The following is a 21,980-nucleotide window of genomic DNA, read 5'->3' as shown; positions in this document are numbered from 1 at the left end:
TGCCAAGCGTCTCCCGGGTCCCCAACACAGTGACTGGCCAGCCCACCATGAACCCGCTCGACGAACAGTTACGTGAACTCATCCCCAGGCTGCGGCGCTTTGCCGTGTCCCTGACACGCCATCCCGGCAACGCTGACGATCTGGTGCAATCGTCGCTGGAACGCGCACTGTCGAGCTGGGGGAGCAAGCGCCCGGAAGGCGACGTGCGCGCGTGGCTGTTCGCGATCCTGTATCGGCAATTTCTCGATGCCCACCGTCGCTCGAGGCGCTATGCCCGGATGCTGGAATTTTTCACCGGGCGCGATGACCCACAGCCTTCGCTGGAACGCACCGTCATCGCGCAATCGACACTGGAAGCCTTCGACCGACTGCCCACCGAACAACGCGCGCTGTTGCTCTGGGTTTCGGTGGAAGGCTTGAGTTACAAAGAGGTCGCCGAGATCCTCGACGTCCCCACCGGTACCGTGATGTCTCGCCTGTCCCGCGCGCGCCAAGCCTTGCGCCAGCTCAGCGATGGCGAAATCAGCAGCCCTACTCTGCGGATACTCAAATGATCAGCATGCCCCCCGAGGTCAATGACCTGCACGCCTACGTCGACCACCAACTCAACGAGGCCGACCGGCGCCTGGTGGAAACCTGGCTGGCGGCCAATCCGCAGATGACCGTCCAGGTCCGCGCCTGGCAGCAGGACGCCCAGCAACTGCGCGCCGCGTTGGGCGGAGCAATGCAGCAACCGGCCAACCCGGACCTGGACCCCGGCATGATTCGCCAACACCTCAAACGCCAGTCCCGGCGTCATCTGGCCAGTGCCGCGGTGCTGCTGATCGCGGTCAGTGTCGGTGGCCTGAGTGGCTGGCAAGCACGCGAGATGAGCCTGACCGGGAGCACACCGCCGATGACCGACGCGATGCAGGCGTATCGGATGTTCGCCCAGCAAGGCATTCTGCCGGCCGATTACAAGGTCGCGGACGACGGCGACGTACAAGGTTGGCTTGACCATTACTTCACCCGGGCCAATCGCCTGCCGGACCTCTCCCCCTCAGGGTTCAAACCGGTCAGCGGGCGTTTGCTGAGCACCGATCAAGGCCCGGCGGCCATGGTGATGTACGAGAACCCGCAGGGCAGCAAGATCAGTTTCTACATTCGGCCACCCGGCCCCCGGAACAATCTGTTGCCCCGTGGCAGTCGCAGCGACGGTGAATTGCAGGCGCAGTACTGGTCAGGGGCCGGGTACAACTATGCAATGGTCAGCGAAGCCCGGGGCCCGGCCACCCAAGTGATCAAGCAGACGCTGCGGTTCTAGAACCCGACGTCCAGAATGCCGTTGCGCTAAATTGCCGTTCAACAGCGTTTCATCAACCTGATCGATGTGCTGTACGACCAGGACAAGCTCCTGATCCTCTGGGTGAGCGCGATTTCCGTGGTGAGGGAGCTTGCTCCCGTTACGGCGCGAAGCGGCCCTGAGAAGACTGTGCAGTCTTTCAGATAACATCCGGTGAGCCGTTTTTGGCCTGCTGCGCAGACCAGCGCGAGCAAGCTCGCTCGCCACGGGATAAGTGTTCGACGTCCCAAGCTGGCATTACGCCGCTGAGCCGGTATTTGCCGCTATCATGGCCACGCCTGTCAGGGCGACACACTGCTCTCTTTTCACTGGTTGGATCTGTCCATGCATACCCTTGCACAACTGCGAGCCGGAGCGCTCGCAGGCCTCAAACGTCTGGACCTGTCGTGTGGCCTGACGGAGTTCCCCGAGGAAATCTTCGACCTGGCGGACTCGCTGGAAGTGCTCAACCTCAGCGGCAACGCCCTGGAGCGCTTGCCCGATGACCTGCACCGCCTGACCCGTTTGCGCGTGCTGTTCTGCTCGAACAACCGCTTCACTGAACTGCCGGAGTGCCTGGGCCAGTGCGCGCAACTGAGCATGATCGGGTTCAAGTCCAATCAGCTGGAGCGGGTCCCTGCCGCCGCCCTGCCGCCGCTGCTGCGTTGGTTGATCCTGACCGACAACCACATCGGCGAGTTGCCGAGTGAGCTGGGCGAACGCCCGCTCCTGCAAAAATTGATGCTGGCGGGCAATCGTCTGCGACACCTGCCCGCCAGCTTGAGCCAGTGCCATCAGCTGGAACTGATCCGCATCGCTGCCAACCAGTTGACCGAATTGCCACAGTGGCTGCTGACCTTGCCGGCACTGGCCTGGCTGGCCTACGCCGGCAACCCGTTGGAAACCGAGGCCTGCGCCAGCGCCCTTGAGACCACGGCGAACATTCCCTGGCCCCACGTGCACCTGCAGCAGCCGCTGGGTGAAGGCGCCAGCGGAGTCATTCATCGGGCGCAATGGCAGCCCCCTGCACAACCGGCGCAACCGGTCGCGGTAAAACTCTACAAAGGGCACATGACCAGCGACGGCTCACCGCTGCATGAAATGAACGCCTGCATCACCGCCGGCATTCATCCGAACCTGATTCGCGTCCATGGGCGCCTCGTCGACCATCCCCAAGCCCAGGCCGGGCTGGTGATGCACTTGGTCGACCCGAGCTACCGCAACCTGGCCGACCTGCCCAGCCTGGCCTCTTGCAGCCGTGACGTGTACACCGACGACCTGCGCCTGAGTGCTGCCGTGGCGTTGAACATTGCCGCAGGCATCGCCTCGGCTGCTGCGCACCTGCATCGGCAAGGCATTACCCATGGCGACCTCTACGGCCACAACACGCTGTGCAATGAGCGCGGCGAGTGCCTGCTCGGGGACTTTGGTGCAGCGTCTTTCCACGCTACCGCCGATACCCTGGAGACCCGGGCGCTGCAACGCATCGAAGTGCGGGCCTTCGGGATTCTGCTGGGTGAGTTGCTGGAGCGGGTCGACTCGGGGTTGAGCCAGGCAGGTCGGGTGGGACTGGAGCAATTGCACACGCGCTGCTGTCAGCCAGATGTCCTGGCCCGACCGGGTTTCAGCGAGATCGTGGAAGCGTTGGCCGCCTGCGACTCAAGTCGCTAGCGGCGCACACGCCACGTGGCAAGGGAGCGTGCTCCCTCGCCACGGGTCAGGTCGGATTCAGCCCGCCAGGCCGACAAACATGTCCTGCACGTCGTCGTGGTTATCCAGGCCTTCGAGGAAGGCTTCGACTTCTTCCATTTGCGCGTCGGTCAAGCCGCTGACCGGGTTCTTTGGCTTGTAACCCAGTTTCGCCGACAACACGGTGAAGCCTTGCTCAGGCAACGCCTTCTGCACGGCATCCAGGTCGGTGGCTTCGGTGATGAACAAGGTCGCACCGTCCTCCGCCGGCTCGAAATCCTGCGCACCGGCTTCGATGGCGGCCATTTCCGGATCGGCGTCAGGGGTGTCCGGGGACGCCTCGATCATGCCGACGTGGTCGAAGTCCCAGGCTACGGAACCGGAAGCCCCCAGTTGCCCCTTGCGGAACGCCACGCGGATTTCAGCCACGGTGCGGTTGATGTTGTCGGTCACACACTCAACGATCAGCGGCACCTGGTGCGGTGCAAAACCTTCGTAGGTTACACGATGGTACTGAACGGTTTCGCCCAGTTGGCCGGAGCCTTTCTTGATGGCGCGTTCCAGGGTCTCACGGGGCATCGAGGCCTTTTTAGCCTGCTCGACCACTAGACGCAGGTGCGCGTTGGTCGCGATATCGGCGCCGTTACGCGCAGCAATGGTGATTTCTTTCACCAACTTACCGAAGATCTTGCCCTTGGCGTTGGCTGCCGCTTCTTTGTGTTTAACCTTCCACTGTGCGCCCATTACTCACTCTCTTGATCTGTGGCGCCGAGACAACTATTGGCCGACGCTTTGCGCAAGTTTATACGGCAAAAAGTTGGCAATCGACCAAAAAGTGTTGTCAGTGATCGACATCCTCACCAGCCGTTGTAGGGTATTTCCGAAAAACCGCCTTGGCCGACTATTGATGGCCAGTGTTTCGTAACCTCTATGCCCCCGCACCTCATGGCAGAAGAGTCTTTGATGCACAACGACAAGGAAAGCCCCTTCACCCTGACGCTCACCGAGCTCGGCTTGAGTTTCCCGGTCCGCCAGTTCAGCGGTCACGAAGCCCTGAATCAGGTCTATCGGTTCGAGGTTGAAATGCTCGGCCCCATACCGGCCATGGCGCTGGAGCACTTGCTGCACCAGCCGGCATGGCTCGAGATGAGCCGCGACACCGGCCTACACGGCATCGTCCACAGCGCCGGCCTGCACTACGAAGGCGCGCAGCAGATCGGCTACAACCTGAAGCTGGCACCCCGGCTGCAGACGCTGGAACAGCAGCCCCGACGCCGGGTGTTCCGGCAACTGAGCGTGCCAGGGCTGTTGCGCCAGTTGCTCAACGAACACAGACTGCCAGGCGACAGTTATCGGTTCGAACTGCCTAACGGTGAGTATCCGCTGCGCGAGTTCTGCATCCAGTACGATGAAACCGACCTGCACCTGCTGCACCGGTTGTGCGAAGAGGAAGGCCTGCATTTTCACTTTGAACACCACCCTGACCGGCACGTCCTGGTGTTCGCCGAGGACAGCACAAGCTTTGCCCTGCCTCCGGTCGAGACCACCTTTCACCTCGCCGCACACAGTGCCGACCCGTCGCAGATCACCCAACTGTCCGAGTGTCATGACCGGCCCTTCGGCGAACCGCAGGCCGGTTTCCAGCCGCGCGCCGACAACCTCGGCGTGCTCCCTACGCCCGCCGACGCCGCCAATCAGGCGCCCCTCGACACGCCGTCTGCGCCGGGCCGAATCGACCCTTTGCTCACGCGTCGCAACCAGTTGGGACGCCGGGCACTTGAGCGCACACGTTGCCGGCAGCGTCGAGTGCAGGGCCACAGCACCCAGCCCGAACTGCGCAGTGGCCGGACGCTGCAGGTCAGCGGCCATCCCGTGGCGGCACTCAACGATCAATGGCTGCTCTGCGATGTCCATCACGTTGGACAACAGCCCGGTGTGGACAGCCCCTGGCCGGAACAGCCGACAGGCTATGGCAATCAGTTCACCGCCATTCCCTGGGCCACCGAATTCAGGCCAGCCCTGACCCATCCCAAGCCATGTATCAGCGGCTATCAGGTTGGTTGTGTCATGGGGCCGGCCGGCAAACCCGCCGCGCTCGACGCTCAAGGGCGGATTGAGGTCTGCCTGTGGCCGCAGCAGTCCGGCGGACCAGGCGCGGGCGGCATTTGGTTGTCCCTTGTGCACACCGGCAGCGGGCAGCCTCGACTGCCCTTGGGCGGCAACGAGGTGCAGGTCGCCTTTCTCGATGCCGACCCCGACCGGCCTGTGCTGCTGGGCGACTTCACCGGTGCTGCGCCAGACGAGTCCGCGCAAAAGATTGAAGATCAGCCCATCAGCCTGAGCGCCAATGGCAATGTCCTGCATCTGACGCCGACCGCCATCACCCTGTCCGGCCCCATGATCAGCCCTGCGCAGCCCTCAAGCGCCCCGCCGGCTGCCTGCGAACATGTCGACGACACCGATAGGCTGGCGGAACACGCCACCGGCTGGAGCGGCGAGATCTATCTGTTCGAACAACCACCCTCCACTGCCCGACGACTGTCCGACACCATCTGGTACATCGTGCGCACGCCCCGCCCCGGCCTCAAGGAGCTGGACGGTCTCAACCGTGATGCCGTGATCATGGAAGGCCGCAGCCAGGCATCAGGCAACCTGTCACTGACGACCAAGCAGAAAAGACAGCTGGCCCACGAATATGCCCGCACGCCGGAGCAACTCTGCCTGCTGTATCCGGGGCAATGCGTGGCACTGGCTGACTACTTCCAGCAATACTGGACAAGTGAGCAGCGCCTGGATTTCATCGACAGCGCCAAAGCGGCCAGGGCACACCAGCGCGGGGTCGACAACCAGTTGCTGTTCGACTGGCTGGTGAACCGCCCCGGACACTAACCCTTGTCCGCCTTGCCGGCCGCGACGGCAAACCTGGCCAGCCGCACGTCCAGATGGCGTGGCCGCCGGCCATGGTCCTCCGCGGGCTCCTTGTACGCGACGGGTGGTGGCGACGTTCCTGCAGATGGTGCGCGAAAGCCTGGAGTAGACAGGTCCCGCCTGCCCGCAAAGGCCGCATCGCGCGCTATCCCCCTGGTGCCAGGCCAAAGAATGCCTGGATCAAGCGCAAATCCCGGCGTCGCTCCATGCAGCCGATCATGTGCCGGTTCACCAGCCCGTCGCCCAGGATCGGCACCGCCCGCACCCGTGGGTCGTGACTGACTTCCACCGACGACACCACCCCCACCCCCAGTTGGGCGGCGACGGCTTCGGTGACCGCCTCGCGACTGTCCAGCTCCAGCAACACCCGTGGATTGACCTTCGCCTGAACACAGGCGTCATCGAAGGTGCGGCGGGTAATCGAGCTCGGCTCGCGCAACACCATGATCACCTGATCCAGTTGCTTGAGCGCTACCCCCCGCTCCAGTGCGGCCCAAGGGTGGTTATCCGGCACCAGGGCGCAGATCCGCGATTCGCTCAAGGCTTGCAGGTGCAACCCTTTGCGCGGCTCGACCTCTGTCAGCACCGCCACATCAGCATGCTCGGACAACAGCGCCGCCAGGGTTTCCTGGGCATTGCCCAGGCGCAGGTTGACCGTGATTCCCGGATACCGCGCCCGCAGGCTGGCCAGCATCGGCATCACCATGTGCGGGCCGTCCGCCGCCACTTCCAGGCGTCCGGTCAGCAACTGCCGATTGGCTTCGAGCATCACCTGCGCTTCCTCGGCCAGGCCAAACATGGCCCGGGTGATCGCCGCCAGCTTGGTGCCCTCCTCCGTCAGCTCGACCCGCCGCGCGGTACGCCGCAACAGTGTGATCTGGTAGTGCTCCTCCAGTGCCTTGATGTGCCCAGTGACCGCCGGCTGGCTGATAAACAAGCGGGCAGCGGCCCGGGTAAAGCTGCCTTCACGGGCCACGGCATCAAATGCACGAAGCTGGAACAGATTCATGAATAACCCTTACTGATGGTTGGCATAACAACAAACAATTTGATTGATGGCACACCAAATTGCAATTTATGTCCCGTAGCTTCATCCCATTGAATGCGAGGACACGTGAATGAGTACTGCCGACCCCATCCTGCTCACCCCCGGCCCACTGACCACATCGGCCCGCACCCGCCAGGCGATGATGGTCGACTGGGGCTCATGGGATGACCGCTTCAACCAATTGACCGCCAGCCTGTGCGAACAACTGCTGACCATCGTCAACAGCACCGACAGCCACCACTGCGTCCCCTTGCAAGGCAGCGGCACCTTCGCCGTCGAAGCGGCCATCGGCACCCTGGTGCCACGGGACGGCAAGGTCCTGGTGCTGATCAACGGTGCCTATGGCAAACGCCTGGCGAAAATCTGCGAAGTGCTGGGCCGTTCGTTCAGCGCCTTCGAAACCGCCGAAGACGAACCGACCACGGCCGCCGACGTCGACCGCCTGCTGCGCGCCGACAACAGCATCACCCACGTGGCGTTGATTCACTGTGAGACCAGCACCGGGATTCTCAACCCGCTGCCGGACATCGCCCAGGTCATCGCCGGGCACGGTAAACGCCTGATCATCGACGCCATGAGCTCGTTTGGCGCGCTGCCCATCGACGCTCGCCAGGTTCCTTTCGATGCCCTGATCGCGGCCAGCGGCAAATGCCTGGAAGGCGTGCCGGGCATGGGCTTCGTCTTCGCCAACAAGGCCGCATTGGCCAATGCCGCCGGTAACTCCCACTCCCTGGCGATGGACCTGTTCGACCAGCACACCTACATGGCCAGGACCGGTCAGTGGCGTTTCACCCCGCCAACCCATGTGGTCGCCGCCCTGCACGAAGCACTGCTGCAATACAACGAAGAAGGCGGCCTGCCGGCGCGGCATCAGCGTTACGCGAGCAACTGCCGGGTGCTGCTCGAAGAAATGAGCAAACTGGGCCTGCGCAGCTTCCTGCCAGCCAGCATCCAGGCGCCGATCATCGTCACCTTCCACGCACCGAAGGACCCGCGCTACCAGTTCAAGGAGTTCTACGAACGGGTCAAGGCCAAGGGTTACATCCTCTACCCGGGCAAATTGACCCAAGTCGAAACCTTCCGCGTCGGCTGCATCGGTCACGTCAACGGTACCGAGATGCGAGCCGCCGTTGCCGCGGTCGCTGAAGTACTGCGCGAAATGGAAGTGCTCGACATCTGACCCCGCTGACGCACCGACTGTTGCAGGCGCTGGCTTGCCAGCGACGGACTCGACAGCACCGCGTTTATCCAGCAAACACGAGTCATCAACGATCTTCGCTGGCAAGCCAGCCCCTACAGGACATCCGTGCCATGAACTACAACAACCCAACCCAACTGCAAGCCGCCATCCTCGACTGGGCCGGCACCGTGGTCGATTTCGGCTCATTTGCCCCGACCCAGATTTTCGTCGAGGCCTTCGCCGAATTCGACGTCCAGGTCTCCATCGAAGAAGCCCGTGGGCCGATGGGCATGGGCAAGTGGGACCACATCCGCACCCTGTGCGATCAACCGCAGGTGGCCGAGCGCTATCGCCAGGTCTTCGGGCGCACACCGACCGACGCTGACGTGACCGCCATCTACCAACGCTTCATGCCCCTGCAAATCGAAAAAATCGCCGAACACTCGGCACTGATTCCAGGCGCCCTGGACACCATCGCCCAACTGCGCCAGCAAGGGATCAAGATCGGCTCGTGCTCCGGCTACCCCAAGCAGGTGATGGACAAGGTCGTGGAGCTGGCCGCCACCAATGGTTACGTGGCTGATCACGTGGTGGCCACCGACGAAGTACCCAACGGCCGCCCATGGCCGGCCCAGGCGCTGGCCAACGTGATTGCCCTGGGGATCGACGACGTCGCCGCCTGCGTGAAGATCGACGACACGGTGCCCGGTATCCTCGAAGGTCGGCGTGCCGGCATGTGGACCGTTGCGCTGATCTGCTCGGGCAACGCCCTGGGCCTGACGTACGAAGGCTATCGTGCGCTGGCCAGCGACACCCTGGCCAGTGAACGCAAACGCATTCACGCCCTGTTCGAAGGCTCGCGCCCGCACTACATGATCGACACCATCACGGACCTGCCAGAAGTGATTGCCGACATCAACAAACGCCTGGCCAAGGGCGAAATGCCGCAAGGCAGCTAACTGTCCCGGGACGTTCGAGCAGCACCAACCCCTGAACCGGGCTGGCGTTTTTTTTGACCAGAACACCCGTCGCAGAGCGCTCGTAGCATGACAAAAGCCTGACCTGGCTCAGGCAAACCCGCGCAAACAGGATTACAGTGACCGCACTCCGTCACACAAGAGCGGGGAATTTCAGACCTGACTAGCGAGGAAATACCTATGCCATGGAAGAATTTGGAATCACGCTACAGCACGATATCAGTCACATTGCACTGGTTGATGCTGGTCCTGCTGGCGGTGGTTTACGCTTGTATCGAACTGCGCGGGATCTTTCCCAAGGGCAGTGAAGGGCGCACCCTGATCAAGGAAGCCCACTTCATGCTCGGCCTGACGGTGTTCGTGCTGGTCTGGCTACGCCTGCTTGCCCGCAGCCTGGGGGTTGCCCCGAAAATCAAGCCGACGCCGCCGCAATGGCAGAGCGCTCTCGCCACCCTGATGCATGTTGCACTGTATGTATTCATGATCAGCATGCCGATTCTAGGCTGGCTGATTACCAGCGCCGCAGGCCATCAGGTGATGTTCTACGGCGTCGACTTGCCGCTGCTGATCGATGAAAACAAGGACCTGGCCAAACAGATCGAGGGCTGGCACGTCCTGGGCGGCACTATCGGCTATTGGCTGATCGGCCTGCACGCGGTGGCTGGCCTGGCTCACCACTACGTGTACCGCGACAACACGCTGCTGCGGATGCTGCCTAAACGCGGCTGAGCACCGACGCCACGCTCTGGCGAGGGACCCCGCGCCCTCGCCACACGCACCGTGCCCGCTTGTGCCCTACGAACTCAAGCCCCGACGACCCTGCAGGCCACCCGTGTGGATGAAGATCAAGCGCGTCCCGGTGGCAAAGCGTCCAGACTCCACCTGCTGCTTGAGCGCCAACAACGCCTTGCCGGTGTACAAGGGTTCCAGCGGAATACCACTGGCCCGTTCGGTGGCGTCAATGAACGCCAGCAATGTCGGATCGACCTTGGCAAAGCCACCACGACTGCCATCGAACAGCTCATAGCCTCCGTCGGGCATCCCACACTCACTCAATATCCCGTCGACCTGCTGCGCCACGCCATGATCATCCGGCACGGCCAGCACACCCAGTACGGGGTGCCTGCCGGCCTCCGCCAGCACCAGGCCGGCCAAGGTGGTGCCGGTTCCACAGGCCAGCCACCAGCCATCATGGTCAGGCCAGCCCAGCGCCTCCAATTGCCCGGCCGCCAACGCCAATAACTGTCCGCACCCTCGAGCGCCCAACACCGTGCCCCCGCCTTCGGGCATCGGATGCAAATCCGGGTAGCGCTCCCGCCACGGTTGCCAGAAACCGGGTTGGTGCCGAGCCCGATAGCCGCCATACCCCAACCAGTGCAATTGCATGCCGAAAGCCTGCAAGTCCTGCACCGTCGAAGTGTCCTGGGGATGGCCGCGCAACAGGCCCACGGTTGCAAAACCAAAGCGCTTGCCCGCGGCCGCCAGGGCATGCAGGTGATTGGACCAGGCGCCACCGAGGCTGATGACACCCTTGGCCCCGCTTTCGCTGGCGAACCTCAGGTGCTCGATCAACTTGAACCACTTGTTGCCCGAGATCAGCGGATCGATGAGATCCAGCCGCAGCACCGCCACCTCGACACCCGCGCGAGCGAGCCAGTCCAGGTGCAGGGGTTGAAGCGGGGCCTGGGGGAGCCAGTGGGGAGGGAAAAGCATGAGGGATCGGTTCTGGGAGAAAAGAACCGGGATTTTAACAGCCTGCTACGGCTTGTGTGGCGAGGGAGTGGCTGCGGATACCTACCACCGTGGCGAGGGCACTTGCTCCCTCGCCACAGGGATTGAGTTACAGCTCGGCCGCCAGGCGCGAACCCTGATTGATCGCACGCTTGGCATCCAGCTCGGCCGCGACATCCGCCCCGCCGATCAGGTGCACATTCTGCCCGGCAGCCACCAGGCCATCGTGCAGCTCACGCAGCGGATCCTGGCCAGCGCAGATCACGATGTTGTCCACGGGCAACACCTGCGGCTCGCCAGCTTCGCCAATGCGAATGTGCAACCCCTCATCATCGATCTTCAGGTACTCGACACTGTTGAGCATCTGCACCTGCTTGTTCTTCAGGCCTGTGCGGTGAATCCAGCCGGTAGTCTTGCCCAGGCCGTCGCCGACCTTGGATTTCTTGCGTTGCAGCAGGAACACTTCACGGGCCGGGGCATGGGGCACCGCCTTGATCCCGGCAACACCGCCACGGGCTTCAAGGTGAGTGTCGATGCCCCACTCCTTCCAGAACGCTTCCCGGTCCTGGCTGGTGGCGACACCTTGATGCACGAGGAACTCCGAGACGTCAAAACCGATGCCGCCGGCGCCAATCACCGCGACTTTCTTGCCGACCGGCTTGCGCTCCAGGATCACGTCCAGGTAGCTCAGGACCTTGGCATGCTCGACGCCTGGAATAGCCGGTACGCGAGGTGCGATACCGGTGGCCAGGATCACCTCGTCGTATCCGCCGGCCACCAGTTGCGCAACATCGACCCGGGTGTTCAGGCACACCTCGACATGGGTGGTCTGCAGTTTGCGCTTGAAGTAACGCAGGGTTTCAAAGAACTCTTCCTTGCCCGGCACGCGCTTGGCGATGTTGAACTGGCCGCCGATCTCGCTGGCGGAATCGAACAGGGTCACCTGGTGGCCGCGCTCGGCAGCCACGGTCGCGGCGGACAACCCGGCCGGGCCGGCGCCGACCACGGCGATCTTCTTGAGTTGCTGCACCGGCAGGTAGTTGAGTTCGGTTTCGTGGCAGGCCCGCGGGTTGACCAGACACGAGGTCAACTTGCCGCCAAAGGTGTGGTCCAGGCAGGCTTGGTTGCAGCCGATGCAGGTGTTGATTTCATCGCTACGGCCTTCGGCCGCCTTGTTGACGAACTCCGGGTCGGCGAGGAACGGCCGCGCCATCGACACCATGTCAGCGTCGCCTTCGGCGAGGATCTGTTCGGCCACTTCCGGGGTGTTGATGCGGTTGGTGGTGATCAGCGGAATGCCGACCGTCCCACGCAGCTTGGCCGTGACCTTGCTGAACGCCCCACGCGGCACCTTGGTGGCGATGGTCGGAATACGCGCTTCGTGCCAACCGATACCGGTGTTGATGAGGGTCGCGCCAGCCTGCTCGATGGCCTTGGCCAACTGCACGATCTCTTCCCAGGTACTGCCGCCTTCCACCAGGTCGAGCATCGACAGGCGGAAGATGATGATGAAGTTCGGGCCTACCGCTTCCCGTACGCGACGGACGATTTCCACGGGCAGGCGCATACGATTTTCGTAGCTGCCGCCCCAACGGTCGGTGCGGTGGTTGGTGTGCGCGGCGAGGAACTGGTTAATGAAATAACCTTCCGAGCCCATGATCTCGACACCGTCGTACTCGGCCTTTTGTGCCAGCACGGAACAGGTGACGAAGTCGCTGATCTGCTTCTCGATGCCCTCCTCGTCCAGCTCCTTTGGCTTGAACGGGTTGATCGGTGCCTGGATCGCACTCGGCGCCACTTGTTTCGGGCTATAGGCATAACGCCCGGCGTGGAGGATCTGCATGCAGATCTTGCCGCCCGCCTCGTGCACGGCCCGGGTGACGATCTGATGCTTGAGCGCTTCCTCCTCGGTGGTCAGCTTGGCGGCACCGGAATAAACGCCGCCCTCGTCGTTCGGGCCGATACCGCCGGTGACCATCAAGCCAACACCACCGCGCGCGCGCTCGGCGAAGTACGCCGCCATGCGCTCGAAGCCACCCGGTTTTTCTTCAAGGCCGGTGTGCATCGAGCCCATCAGGGTACGGTTGCGCAACGTAGTAAAACCCAGGTCCAGCGGGGCCAACAGGTGCGGGTAGTGAGTGGCGGCCATCGGTAACTCCACAACGAGCAATCACGGAAAAAGTGCGGACGCTCTTGGGCGTCCATCGGTTATGTGGCACAGACTAAGAGCAGGCCCGCCGCCACTCAATGACCGTAAGTGACAAGTTATTGATCCAAATGCGCAGCACCCCTTGGCATTCTCCAGCCTGGGGCCTACCCTAGGCACCGAACCCTGCACACGGCCATCGACTGTTTTCCCATGCGCAAACTTCTGTACCTGACCTTCTCCATGGCGCTGCTCGCCATCATCACCAGCTACGCCATGTGGACAGCGCAACGCCCGATGGGCCATTACCTGTCCGACCTGCGGATCAACCTCGCCGTCGATCAGGGTGTACCGAGCGACCGCGGCAATCTGCTGGGCATCCAGCCCGAGCTGTTCCCCACCGATTATCAAAGCCCCGAACGCCTGCATCGCAAGCTCGCAGCCTATCTGCAGCACGCACGCGAACAAGGCCTGCTCAACGAAAAGACCATTGTGGTGCTGCCCGAACACATCGGCACCTGGCTGATGCTAAGCGGCGAAAAAGACGAGCTGTACCAGGCCGCCACGCTTGAGGAAGCCATGAACTGGCTCGCGGTGAGCAATCCTTTATCCTTTGTGCGAGCCGTGATCAGTGCCAAGGGCGACAACCGCCTGGATGACGCGCACCTGCGCATGAAGGCCAAGGACATGGCCAGCCAGTACCAGGCCCTGTTCGGCGGGCTGGCCAAGGCGTTCGGCGTGACCCTGGTGGCCGGCAGCATCGTGCTGCCCGAACCGAGCGTCAACGACGGCACACTACGCGTCGGGCGCGGCCCGCTGTACAACACCAGCCTGGTATTTGGCCGCGACGGGGTGCCCCTGGGCCAGCCACAGCGCCAGTTGTACCCGGACCCTGAGAGACAAGGCTACATCCAGCCAGGCACCGAGCACGCACTGCAAGTCGTCGACACACCGGCCGGGCGCCTGGGTGTGCTGATCGGCAACGACAGCTGGTACCCCGGCAACTACCGCACACTCAACGACCAGGGCGCACAGCTGATCGCCGTGCCGGCATTTGTCAGGGGCCGCTCTGGCTGGGACAAACCCTGGCGGGGTTATCAGGGTTCACCGACGCCTGGTGATGTCGGCCTCAAACCTGGCGAACTCAGTGAAGGCCAGGCCTGGCATCGCCTGACACTGACCAGCCAGCCACCATTGAGCCAGGCCAGTGCTGGCGTCAGCGTGTTCCTGCGCGGGCAATTCTGGGACCGGGGCAGCGCGGGGCAAAGCTTCCTGAGCAGCCATGGCCAGCACTTTGGCGACAGCGAAGCCCGCGGTGCGCGCTTGCTCAATATCTGGTTGTAACCCATGAAACCGCTGCCGATGCGCCTCGGTGACCTGTCGGTCGGCTTCGTCCACAGCCTGGCGGACGCCATACGCAGCCACGACCTGGACCCGCAGCCCCTGCTGGAACAATACGGCCTCGATGCCGCGCGCCTGGCTGAAGCTGGCGCCCGCTTGTCGATTCCGCGCTACATGCGCCTGGGCCATGCGGCGATCCAGCTGACGAACGACCCGGCGCTGGGCCTGCGCATGGGCCGGCTCAGCCGCCTGAGCCAGGCCGGACTGGCAGGCGTCACCGCCGCCCAGGCACCGACCGTCCGCGAGGCGGCCCGTTGCCTGATTCGCTTCGAGGCCTTGTACGGATCCAACTACCGCGGCCAGTCGAGCTTCCATGAGGACGCACAGGGGGCCTGGCTACGCTTCTACTCCATCAGCCCGTACAACGCCTACAACCGCTTTGTGGTGGATTCGATCATCGCCGGCTGGTTGCAGCAACTGTCCAGCGTCAGCCCTGAACCCTTGCGTGCCGAGCGGATCGACATCGAGTTCAGCGAACCGGATTACCGCGAACAGTACGCGCTGCTGGGCGATTGCCCGCTGCAGTTCGGTGCCGAGCAGAACCAGTTACGCCTCAGCCAGGCCAGCCTGGCCCAGCGCAACCCGGAGCATTGCCCGAGTACCTGGCGACACCTGTTGCAACTGTGTGAACGGGAACTGGAGCAATTGACCCGCACCCGCAGCCTGCGTGAACGCATCACCGCGCTGCTGGGACCGTTGCTCAATGGTGGTCGTGAACCCGACCTGGAAGAAGTGGCGGCGCGCTTGAAACTGCCGACCTGGACCTTGCGGCGCAAGCTCGCCGAAGAAGGCACGCAGTTTCGCGCGATTCTCAACGACACCCGCCGCGATCTGGCCATGACCTATATCCGCGACACCGAACTGGCCTTTGGCGAGATCGCCTACCTGCTGGGGTTCGCTTCGGCCGAAGCCTTTCAACGCGCGTTCAAGCGCTGGAACAACCAGACACCCGGCGAGTTTCGTCGCAGTCACCGGCAATCGGCCTGAAGCTGAAAACTTGCAGCTTGTAGCTGTACCTCTTACAACTCCGTTGCGTCTTCGGCCGGTTCCAGCGGGTCCAGTTCGAACGCCTGATATTCCAGCAGTTCTTCTTGATAATCGTCCATTGAGATGTCCTTCCTGAGTCGTGTTGAAAACCGTTTAACCCTTGACCTTCGCCATCAGCATAAAGTGCTCGCATGAACAAAAAATGACGCGGGTGAACGCCAGCACCTGCTGATAAAACGTAGCAGGCACCGAAGAATTTATCACGGGACAACTCGAACAGAGGTTGACGTACATCAACCCGCGCGCCCTGCGCGCGCATCGCTGGAGTAACGCTGCGTAACCAGCCTTCGATTGCGCAACGCCGGATTCGGATTACTGGCCGGAGGACGGCAAGGCAGGGATCGGTTCGCTTGGGGCGGGCAACACGCTTGAGTTCACGACTTGGGGCTCAGGCACTGGCTCGACATGGGTCACAGGCGTGATCGCGGCGGCTTCGGTTGGCGCCGCAACCGGTTCGGAAGCCGTCGACACCGGTTGTGCCTGCTCAACCGCCACGGGCATTGCAGGTACCGGATCGACGGCCGAAGGGGCTGCCGGTGGCGGAGCCGGCTCGATGATCGGCGCGGGTGTCGGTTCCGGGGCTGGGGCGGGCGTTGGATCCGCTGCCGGTGCCGGCGCGGCGGGGGCAGCCTTGGGTTCTGGCACACCCAGGTCAGTCTTTGGCTTCTCGGGAATATGCGCCGCTTTTTTTACATCAGGTGGCAGGAACAGTTCGACCAAGGCAAAAAAACGCTCGTAAAACTTCCCGGAGGTCACGGTTTCACTGGCGACCTTGACCATCGAGTCGTCGGAGGAGCCGATCGGCATCGACACCGAACCCAGCACACCGACACCCAGGCTGGCGGAGTTGTTGGTTTTCTTCAGCGCATAACGGTCCTGCAAGGCGTTGGCAAACATCGTCGCGTGATGGCTGCTGTCCTCGGCACAGACCACATTGAAGCTGATTTCCATGTGGGTTTCGCCCGTCTGCTGAAAGCTCTTGTGACCGCTGATCAGTTTCGGATCGGAACTGGTGATGATATAGCCTTGGCTCAGCAACGCCCGACGGGCCGCCTCGCACGTCGCCACATCAGTCACTGGGTACTTGCGCGAAAACGTCCCGGAATCGTCGAAGTTTTCATGCTCATAGATGGCCTGATCCTTCGAACAACCGGCGACCGCTGCCAGCATCAACGCCAGCCCGGCGGCACGCACATGAAATGATTTGAACATTGAACATCCTGAAAAAAACGACCCGGGGCGTATTGTGCAACAGTTCGGCCCGTTACGGCGCATGGATTAGTGGCTTGCACCCGCTACACCACTACTGACCACGATTTTCCGGAAAAGTCGCACACACCGATGATCGACGAACACCCGTAGCTTCGCCGCCCAGCCTTGAGGTGCACAAAGCAAAAGACCCCGGCATCACTGCCGGGGTCTTCGCGGATTACTCAGCCAGTACGTCAGGCATCAGAAGCGCTTGACGTCTGCCTCGCTTTCCAGCTGCTTGCGGTAGGCAGCAAAGTCTTGCTGACCCACACGCGATGCCAGGAAGCGACGGTACTGAGCCTTCTCTTCTTCAGTCGGTGCGGCGGCTTCGTTCACGCCATTGAGGCGCACGATCACCAGGCTGCCATCAGGCAGGGTCACGCTGCTGAAGGACGGTTTGTCCTTGGCCGCAGGCTTTGGCATGCGGAACAAGGCTTGCAGCACGGCCGGGTCAACACCTTCCTGGCCACGGGTGGCCGCTTCGGTGACTTTCCAGCTCAGGCTGTCGAGCGCCGTCTTGCCGTCGCGCAGGCTGGCCACCAGCTCATCGGCCTTGGTCTTGGCGGCTGCACTCGCGTGCTCCTTGACCAATTGCCCGCGGATAGCGGCATCGACGCTGGCCAACGGCAGTTGCTCAGGCTTGCGATGCTCTTTGGCACGCAGCACGATGACCGTTTCCGGGTCCAGTTCGATGGCGGTGCTGTTGGCACCTTCATCCAGCACTTCCGGGCTGAACGCCGCAGCGATCACGGCACGGTTGGCCGTCACACCTTCACCGCCTTCACGGCCGAATGGCGCAGACGTGTGGACGGTCAATTTCAGGTCCGCCGCAGGCTGGGCCAGATCGGAAGCTTCAAAGGACGCGTCTTCCAGTTGCTTGGTCGCTTCCACGAAACGCTGCTCGACCTGCTGGGTTTTCGCCTCGCGGGTCAGCTTGCCTTTCAGGCTGTCAAAGCTGGGTACTTCAGGCGCTTCAACGCCCAGCAGCTTGATCAGGTGGAAACCGAAGTCCGTTCGAACCGGCGCCGATACCTGGTCCTTGTTCAGCGCATACAGCGCTGTTTCAAAGGCCGGATCGTAGACACCCTGGCCTGCGTAACCCAGGTCACCGCCGTTGCCAGCCGAGCCCGGGTCCTGGGAGAACTCCTTGGCCAGCGCCTCGAAGCTTTCACCTTTGGCCAGGCGTGCCTGAACTTCCTCGATTTTGGCCTTGGCTTGCGCCTCGTTCACCTTGTCGTTGACTTCGATCAGGATGTGCGCAGCCCGACGTTGCTCGGCCAGGTTGGCGATCTCTTTCTGATACGCCGCCTGCAGCTCTTCGTCGTTGACGGTCACCTGGTCAAAGAAGGAGGCCTTCTTCAATTCAAGGTAATCGATGACCACCTGATCGGGTGTCATGAACTCCTTGGCGTGCTCGTCGTAGTAAGCCTTGACCTCTTCGTCGGTCAGTTTCACGGCCGCAGGGTCTGCCTTGACGTTCAGGGTCGCGAAGTCGCGGGTCTGTTTTTCCAGACGGGCGAAAGCCTGCACCTGTGCATCGGTGACAAAACCGCTGCCCGCCAGGCCCGCGCGCAGCTGGCCGATCAGCATTTCCTGAGCCAGCATCTGGCGGAATTGCATACGGCTGTAACCCAGCTGACGGATCACCTGGTCGAAGCGATCGCTGTTGAACTTGCCGTCCACCTGGAACTCAGGCGTTTGCAGGATCACCTGGTCCAAAGCCGCTTCGGAGAAAGCGAATTTCGAATCTTGCGCGCCCTGCAGCAGCAGCTTGCGATCGATCAGGCCCTTGAGCGCCGATTCACGCAGCATTTTTTCGTCGAGCAAGGAAGCATCGAAGTCCTTGCCCAGTTGTTGCATAAGCTGGCGGCGTTGCATGTCGACCGCCTGGCTCAGCTCGCTTTGACTGATGACTTCACCATTGACCTTGGCCGCGTCCTGGCTGTTGGTCGTCGCCTGGAAAATGGCCTCGATACCGGTGAACGCCATCAGTACAACGATGATCCCGATAATGGTCTTGGCAATCCAGCCTTGTGAATTGTCCCTGATATTCTGCAGCATGCGTCCCCCAGAAACGGTTGAACTTCAAAAATTAGGCAACCGTGGAGCGTGGGTAGAATCCGGATAGAAGAAAGGCGCATCCGAGGATGCGCCTTCTCGTAACTGGCGGAGCGGACACGGGGCTCGAACCTGCGACCCCCGGCGTGACAGGCCAGTATTCTGGCCGACCGAACTACCGCTCCGCTGCCAAGTCAGGCATAGACCCGACCCGGATAGGCAAAAAACCGAGTGAGGCTTAGTTAACAGCTTCTTTCAGTGCTTTACCGGCTTTGAAACCTGGCTTTTTGGCGGCTGCGATTTCCAGAGTCTTACCGGTCTGAGGGTTACGACCGATACGAGCTGGACGATCAGTGACGGAGAAAGTACCGAAACCCACCAGAACAACAGAGTCGCCGGCCTTCAGAGCGCCAGTGACGGATTCGATTACAGCGTCCAGCGCACGGCCAGCAGCAGCTTTCGGGATATCAGCGGATGCAGCGATAGCATCAATCAGTTCCGACTTGTTCACTCTAAGTCCCCTTATATCTATTTGAGATGATTCTAAGTTTTTTGGTGAAAGCAAAAACGAGTGCTGAATGGCCTACAGACACTTAAGAGCCGCTTTATAACAAGGGCTCTAAAAAGCTGTCAAGGAAGCCCCCCAGGCTAATACGTACTAATGCGTGCTAATTCTTTCCTTAGAGTCAGACTCGCGTTTTTCATCCTTCGCGACTATCTCGGGAGCCACATCCGGCAAGGGCTCCGGCGCGTATTGCAGCGCAATTTGCAGGACCTCGTCAATCCATTTAACCGGTTTAATCTGCAGATCCTGCTTGATATTGTCCGGAATTTCCTTCAAATCGCGTACGTTCTCTTCAGGAATGATCACCGTCTTGATCCCGCCACGGTGTGCCGCCAACAGTTTTTCCTTCAGGCCACCGATCGCCAGCACCTGGCCACGCAAGGTGATTTCACCGGTCATGGCAACATCGGCGCGCACCGGAATCCCGGTCAGGGCCGATACCAGCGCCGTGCACATGCCTACACCCGCGCTAGGGCCATCCTTGGGCGTCGCCCCTTCCGGCATATGGATGTGGGTGTCGCGCTTCTCATGGAAGTCCAGCGGGATCCCCAGGCTCTTCGCTCGGCTGCGCACCACCGTCAGGGCCGCAGTGATCGATTCGACCATGACATCGCCCAGCGAACCGGTCTTGATCAACTGCCCCTTGCCAGGCACCACGGCCGCTTCGATGGTCAGCAATTCGCCGCCCACCTGGGTCCAGGCCAGGCCCGTGACCTGGCCCACCTGATCCTGCTGCTCGGCCAGGCCGTAACGGAATTTGCGCACGCCGAGGAAGTGCTCGAGCACGTCGGCGGTCACTTTCACCGAGAAGCGTTTTTCCAGCGCATGCTCTTTGACCGTCTTGCGGCACACCTTGGCAATCTGGCGCTCAAGGCCACGTACACCGGCTTCGCGGGTGTAGTAGCGAATGATGTCGCGGATCGCTTCAGCGTCGAATTCCAGCTCGCCTTTTTTCAGGCCGTTGGCCTGAATCTGTTTAGGCGAAAGGTATTTGACGGCAATGTTGATCTTCTCGTCTTCGGTGTAGCCCGGCAGACGGATCACTTCCATCCGGTCCAGCAATGCCGGTGGGATGTTCATCGAGTTCGAGGTGCACAGGAACATCACATCGGACAAGTCGTAGTCGACTTCCAGATAGTGATCGTTGAAATTGTGGTTCTGCTCGGGATCGAGCACTTCCAGCAACGCCGACGCCGGATCACCACGCATGTCGCTGCCCATCTTGTCGATTTCGTCGAGCAGGAACAGCGGGTTGCGCACGCCCACCTTTGTCATCTTTTGAATCAATCTTCCCGGCATCGAACCGATGTAAGTACGGCGATGACCACGAATTTCCGCTTCGTCACGCACGCCACCCAAGGCCATGCGGACAAATTTACGGTTGGTCGCGTGGGCAATCGACTCCGCCAGGGAGGTCTTGCCTACACCCGGAGGGCCAACCAGGCACAACACCGGACCGCGAATTTTCTTCACGCGCTTTTGCACGGCGAGGTATTCGAGAATCCGCTCTTTGACTTCTTCCAGACCATAGTGGTCGGCATCGAGAATGTCTTCTGCGCGGGCCAGGTCCAGACGCACCTTGCTCTGTGCCTTCCACGGCACCTGCACCAGCCAGTCGATGTAGGAGCGCACCACGGTCGCTTCAGCCGACATCGGCGACATTTGCTTGAGTTTGTTCAGCTCAGCCTGGGCTTTGGCCAGGGCATCCTTTGGCAGGCCTGCGGCATCGATGCGCTTTTTCAGCTCTTCGACTTCGTTGTGGCCTTCCTCGCTGTCGCCGAGCTCTTTCTGAATGGCCTTCATCTGCTCATTCAGGTAGTACTCGCGCTGACTGCGCTCCATTTGCTTTTTGACGCGGCCACGAATACGTTTTTCGACTTGCAGCAGGTCGATTTCGGCATCCAGCAATGCCAGGACGTGCTCGACCCGGGCCGACAAATCGAGAATCTCGAGGATTTCCTGCTTCTGCTCGATTTTCAGCGCCATATGGGCGGCCATGGTATCGACCAGGCGGCCAGGCTCATCGATGCTGTTGAGCGACGACAGGACTTCGGCGGGAACCTTCTTGCCCAATTGAACGTATTGTTCGAACTGCGACAGCAAACTGCGGACAAACACTTCCGACTCGCGCTCGGGCGCGTCGACCTCGTCAATCAGCGAAACTTCGGCACGGCAGTGGCCGTCCACTTCCATGAAACGCTCGACGGCGCCGCGCTGCTCGCCTTCGACCAGCACCTTGACGGTGCCGTCAGGCAACTTGAGCAACTGCAGAACGGTCGCGATGGTACCTACACGGTAAAGTGCGTCTTCACCGGGATCGTCGTCAGCAGGGTTTCTCTGGGCCAGCAGAAGGATCTGCTTCTCGCCCGTCATCGCGGCCTCGAGGGCTTCGATGGATTTCTCGCGCCCCACGAACAGCGGGATAACCATGTGCGGATAAACCACGACATCACGCAATGGCAGGAGAGGCAATTCGATGGTTGTCTTCATGATTTCGCCTCTACGGCGGCCATAAGGCCGTAAACAGATGGAAGTAAGCTTGAAACCAAGATGGGGGCTGCCTTGAAAAAAAACAAGCTCAAAGAAGGCACTGAACCCGCTAAAAGCAAAGGGGCCCGAAGGCCCCTTCTTTAAACCA

General features: G+C 61.6%; 17 protein-coding genes, 1 tRNA gene and 1 pseudogene. 9 read left to right on the top strand and 10 right to left on the bottom strand.

From position 1 onward, the window contains the following. The first annotated feature begins 47 nt into the window (after positions 1-47). The 3 genes from CKW29_RS17435 to CKW29_RS17425 all read left to right on the top strand — a co-directional run bounded on the left by CKW29_RS17435 (position 48) and on the right by CKW29_RS17425 (position 2,992). On the top strand, positions 48-554 hold the full coding sequence (locus CKW29_RS17435) for an RNA polymerase sigma factor (RefSeq protein ID WP_095143648.1): 507 nt from the start codon (positions 48-50) through the stop codon (positions 552-554). Beyond that, the gene (locus CKW29_RS17430) at positions 551-1,303 is read left to right on the top strand and encodes an anti-sigma factor (protein WP_095143649.1); all 753 of its coding nucleotides are present in this window, start codon (positions 551-553) and stop codon (positions 1,301-1,303) included. Before CKW29_RS17435 ends, CKW29_RS17430 begins: the two co-directional genes overlap by 4 nt. A 363-nt stretch (positions 1,304-1,666) precedes the next feature. Beyond that, complete coding sequence (locus tag CKW29_RS17425) at positions 1,667-2,992, top strand: leucine-rich repeat-containing protein kinase family protein (RefSeq protein ID WP_095143650.1); 1,326 nt, start codon at positions 1,667-1,669, stop codon at positions 2,990-2,992. A gap of 57 nt (positions 2,993-3,049) precedes the next feature. Here CKW29_RS17425 and CKW29_RS17420 read toward each other — a convergent pair whose 3' ends face one another. Continuing rightward, complete coding sequence (locus tag CKW29_RS17420; protein ID WP_095078906.1) at positions 3,050-3,754, bottom strand: YebC/PmpR family DNA-binding transcriptional regulator; 705 nt, start codon at positions 3,752-3,754, stop codon at positions 3,050-3,052. Between the two features lie 219 nt (positions 3,755-3,973). Between CKW29_RS17420 and CKW29_RS17415 the strand changes: the two genes are divergently transcribed. Continuing rightward, positions 3,974-5,899: a type VI secretion system Vgr family protein gene (locus CKW29_RS17415; protein WP_095143651.1), complete on the top strand. Its 1,926-nt coding sequence runs from the start codon at positions 3,974-3,976 to the stop codon at positions 5,897-5,899. Here CKW29_RS17415 and CKW29_RS26100 read toward each other — a convergent pair. Together CKW29_RS26100 and CKW29_RS17410 are read right to left on the bottom strand one after the other, a co-directional pair. Beyond that, positions 5,896-5,991 (bottom strand): annotated as a pseudogene (locus CKW29_RS26100) (hypothetical protein); the annotation flags it as partial. The gene CKW29_RS17415 and the pseudogene CKW29_RS26100 overlap by 4 nt on opposite strands. Positions 5,992-6,083: 92 nt before the next feature. Beyond that, on the bottom strand, positions 6,084-6,947 hold the full coding sequence (locus tag CKW29_RS17410; protein ID WP_095143652.1) for a LysR substrate-binding domain-containing protein: 864 nt from the start codon (positions 6,945-6,947) through the stop codon (positions 6,084-6,086). Positions 6,948-7,056: 109 nt separating this feature from the next. Here CKW29_RS17410 and CKW29_RS17405 point away from each other — a divergent pair, with 109 nt between their 5' ends. From CKW29_RS17405 to CKW29_RS17395, 3 genes are all read left to right on the top strand, one after another. After that, positions 7,057-8,166: a 2-aminoethylphosphonate--pyruvate transaminase gene (locus tag CKW29_RS17405; protein WP_095143653.1), complete on the top strand. Its 1,110-nt coding sequence runs from the start codon at positions 7,057-7,059 to the stop codon at positions 8,164-8,166. 131 nt (positions 8,167-8,297) lie between these two features. After that, positions 8,298-9,125, top strand: coding sequence for a phosphonoacetaldehyde hydrolase (gene phnX / locus CKW29_RS17400; RefSeq protein WP_095143654.1), 828 nt, complete (start codon positions 8,298-8,300; stop codon positions 9,123-9,125). Positions 9,126-9,323: 198 nt separating this feature from the next. Continuing rightward, positions 9,324-9,872 (top strand): cytochrome b, encoded by a 549-nt coding sequence (locus tag CKW29_RS17395; protein ID WP_095143655.1) that lies wholly within the window; start codon positions 9,324-9,326, stop codon positions 9,870-9,872. Positions 9,873-9,938: 66 nt separating this feature from the next. On the opposite strand, the gene CKW29_RS17390 is transcribed toward CKW29_RS17395, so the two are convergent. Together CKW29_RS17390 and CKW29_RS17385 are read right to left on the bottom strand one after the other, a co-directional pair. Then, positions 9,939-10,856 carry a 1-aminocyclopropane-1-carboxylate deaminase/D-cysteine desulfhydrase gene (locus tag CKW29_RS17390; protein WP_095143656.1) on the bottom strand — a complete coding sequence of 306 codons (918 nt, stop codon included), beginning with the start codon at positions 10,854-10,856 and terminating at the stop codon, positions 9,939-9,941. A 127-nt stretch (positions 10,857-10,983) separates the two neighbouring features. Next, on the bottom strand, positions 10,984-13,023 hold the full coding sequence (locus CKW29_RS17385) for an NADPH-dependent 2,4-dienoyl-CoA reductase (protein WP_095143657.1): 2,040 nt from the start codon (positions 13,021-13,023) through the stop codon (positions 10,984-10,986). 210 nt (positions 13,024-13,233) lie between these two features. On the opposite strand from CKW29_RS17385, the gene CKW29_RS17380 reads away from it, so the two are divergent. Both CKW29_RS17380 and CKW29_RS17375 read left to right on the top strand, forming a co-directional pair. Next, entirely contained in the window at positions 13,234-14,364 is a 1,131-nt protein-coding gene (locus tag CKW29_RS17380; protein ID WP_095148890.1) for a nitrilase-related carbon-nitrogen hydrolase, read from the top strand. 3 nt (positions 14,365-14,367) lie between these two features. Beyond that, the gene (locus CKW29_RS17375; RefSeq protein WP_095148889.1) at positions 14,368-15,408 is read left to right on the top strand and encodes an AraC family transcriptional regulator; all 1,041 of its coding nucleotides are present in this window, start codon (positions 14,368-14,370) and stop codon (positions 15,406-15,408) included. A gap of 372 nt (positions 15,409-15,780) precedes the next feature. On the opposite strand, the gene CKW29_RS17370 is transcribed toward CKW29_RS17375, so the two are convergent. The 5 genes from CKW29_RS17370 to lon form a co-directional block, all read right to left on the bottom strand. Beyond that, a complete protein-coding gene (locus CKW29_RS17370) occupies positions 15,781-16,680 on the bottom strand; it encodes a DUF2242 domain-containing protein (protein ID WP_095143660.1) in 900 nt (299 codons plus the stop codon). A 240-nt stretch (positions 16,681-16,920) separates the two neighbouring features. Continuing rightward, on the bottom strand, positions 16,921-18,780 hold the full coding sequence (locus CKW29_RS17365; RefSeq protein ID WP_095148888.1) for a SurA N-terminal domain-containing protein: 1,860 nt from the start codon (positions 18,778-18,780) through the stop codon (positions 16,921-16,923). A gap of 103 nt (positions 18,781-18,883) precedes the next feature. Next, positions 18,884-18,962: transfer RNA gene (locus CKW29_RS17360), tRNA-Asp, on the bottom strand. A 53-nt stretch (positions 18,963-19,015) separates the two neighbouring features. Then, positions 19,016-19,288 carry an HU family DNA-binding protein gene (locus CKW29_RS17355; protein ID WP_002552737.1) on the bottom strand — a complete coding sequence of 91 codons (273 nt, stop codon included), beginning with the start codon at positions 19,286-19,288 and terminating at the stop codon, positions 19,016-19,018. Positions 19,289-19,435: 147 nt separating this feature from the next. Next, positions 19,436-21,832, bottom strand: coding sequence for an endopeptidase La (gene lon / locus CKW29_RS17350; protein WP_095148887.1), 2,397 nt, complete (start codon positions 21,830-21,832; stop codon positions 19,436-19,438). Positions 21,833-21,980: the final 148 nt, after the last annotated feature.

It is taken from the genome of Pseudomonas sp. Irchel s3a18, from assembly GCF_900187535.1.
Lineage (GTDB): Bacteria > Pseudomonadota > Gammaproteobacteria > Pseudomonadales > Pseudomonadaceae > Aquipseudomonas.
The sequence above is the reverse complement of the archived record's forward strand: the minus strand, read 5'-3'. Positions and strand labels throughout refer to the sequence as shown.

Coding starts and splice junctions, on each gene's coding strand:
- CKW29_RS17365 (WP_095148888.1), bottom strand. CDS start 18,780: ATGCTGCAGAATATCAGGGACAATTCACAAGGCTGGATTGCCAAGACC.
- CKW29_RS17420 (WP_095078906.1), bottom strand. CDS start 3,754: ATGGGCGCACAGTGGAAGGTTAAACACAAAGAAGCGGCAGCCAACGCC.
- CKW29_RS17375 (WP_095148889.1), top strand. CDS start 14,368: ATGAAACCGCTGCCGATGCGCCTCGGTGACCTGTCGGTCGGCTTCGTC.
- CKW29_RS17415 (WP_095143651.1), top strand. CDS start 3,974: ATGCACAACGACAAGGAAAGCCCCTTCACCCTGACGCTCACCGAGCTC.
- CKW29_RS17410 (WP_095143652.1), bottom strand. CDS start 6,947: ATGAATCTGTTCCAGCTTCGTGCATTTGATGCCGTGGCCCGTGAAGGC.
- CKW29_RS17380 (WP_095148890.1), top strand. CDS start 13,234: ATGCGCAAACTTCTGTACCTGACCTTCTCCATGGCGCTGCTCGCCATC.
- CKW29_RS17370 (WP_095143660.1), bottom strand. CDS start 16,680: ATGTTCAAATCATTTCATGTGCGTGCCGCCGGGCTGGCGTTGATGCTG.
- phnX (WP_095143654.1), top strand. CDS start 8,298: ATGAACTACAACAACCCAACCCAACTGCAAGCCGCCATCCTCGACTGG.
- CKW29_RS17425 (WP_095143650.1), top strand. CDS start 1,667: ATGCATACCCTTGCACAACTGCGAGCCGGAGCGCTCGCAGGCCTCAAA.
- lon (WP_095148887.1), bottom strand. CDS start 21,832: ATGAAGACAACCATCGAATTGCCTCTCCTGCCATTGCGTGATGTCGTG.
- CKW29_RS17435 (WP_095143648.1), top strand. CDS start 48: ATGAACCCGCTCGACGAACAGTTACGTGAACTCATCCCCAGGCTGCGG.
- CKW29_RS17390 (WP_095143656.1), bottom strand. CDS start 10,856: ATGCTTTTCCCTCCCCACTGGCTCCCCCAGGCCCCGCTTCAACCCCTG.
- CKW29_RS17430 (WP_095143649.1), top strand. CDS start 551: ATGATCAGCATGCCCCCCGAGGTCAATGACCTGCACGCCTACGTCGAC.
- CKW29_RS17395 (WP_095143655.1), top strand. CDS start 9,324: ATGCCATGGAAGAATTTGGAATCACGCTACAGCACGATATCAGTCACA.
- CKW29_RS17405 (WP_095143653.1), top strand. CDS start 7,057: ATGAGTACTGCCGACCCCATCCTGCTCACCCCCGGCCCACTGACCACA.
- CKW29_RS17385 (WP_095143657.1), bottom strand. CDS start 13,023: ATGGCCGCCACTCACTACCCGCACCTGTTGGCCCCGCTGGACCTGGGT.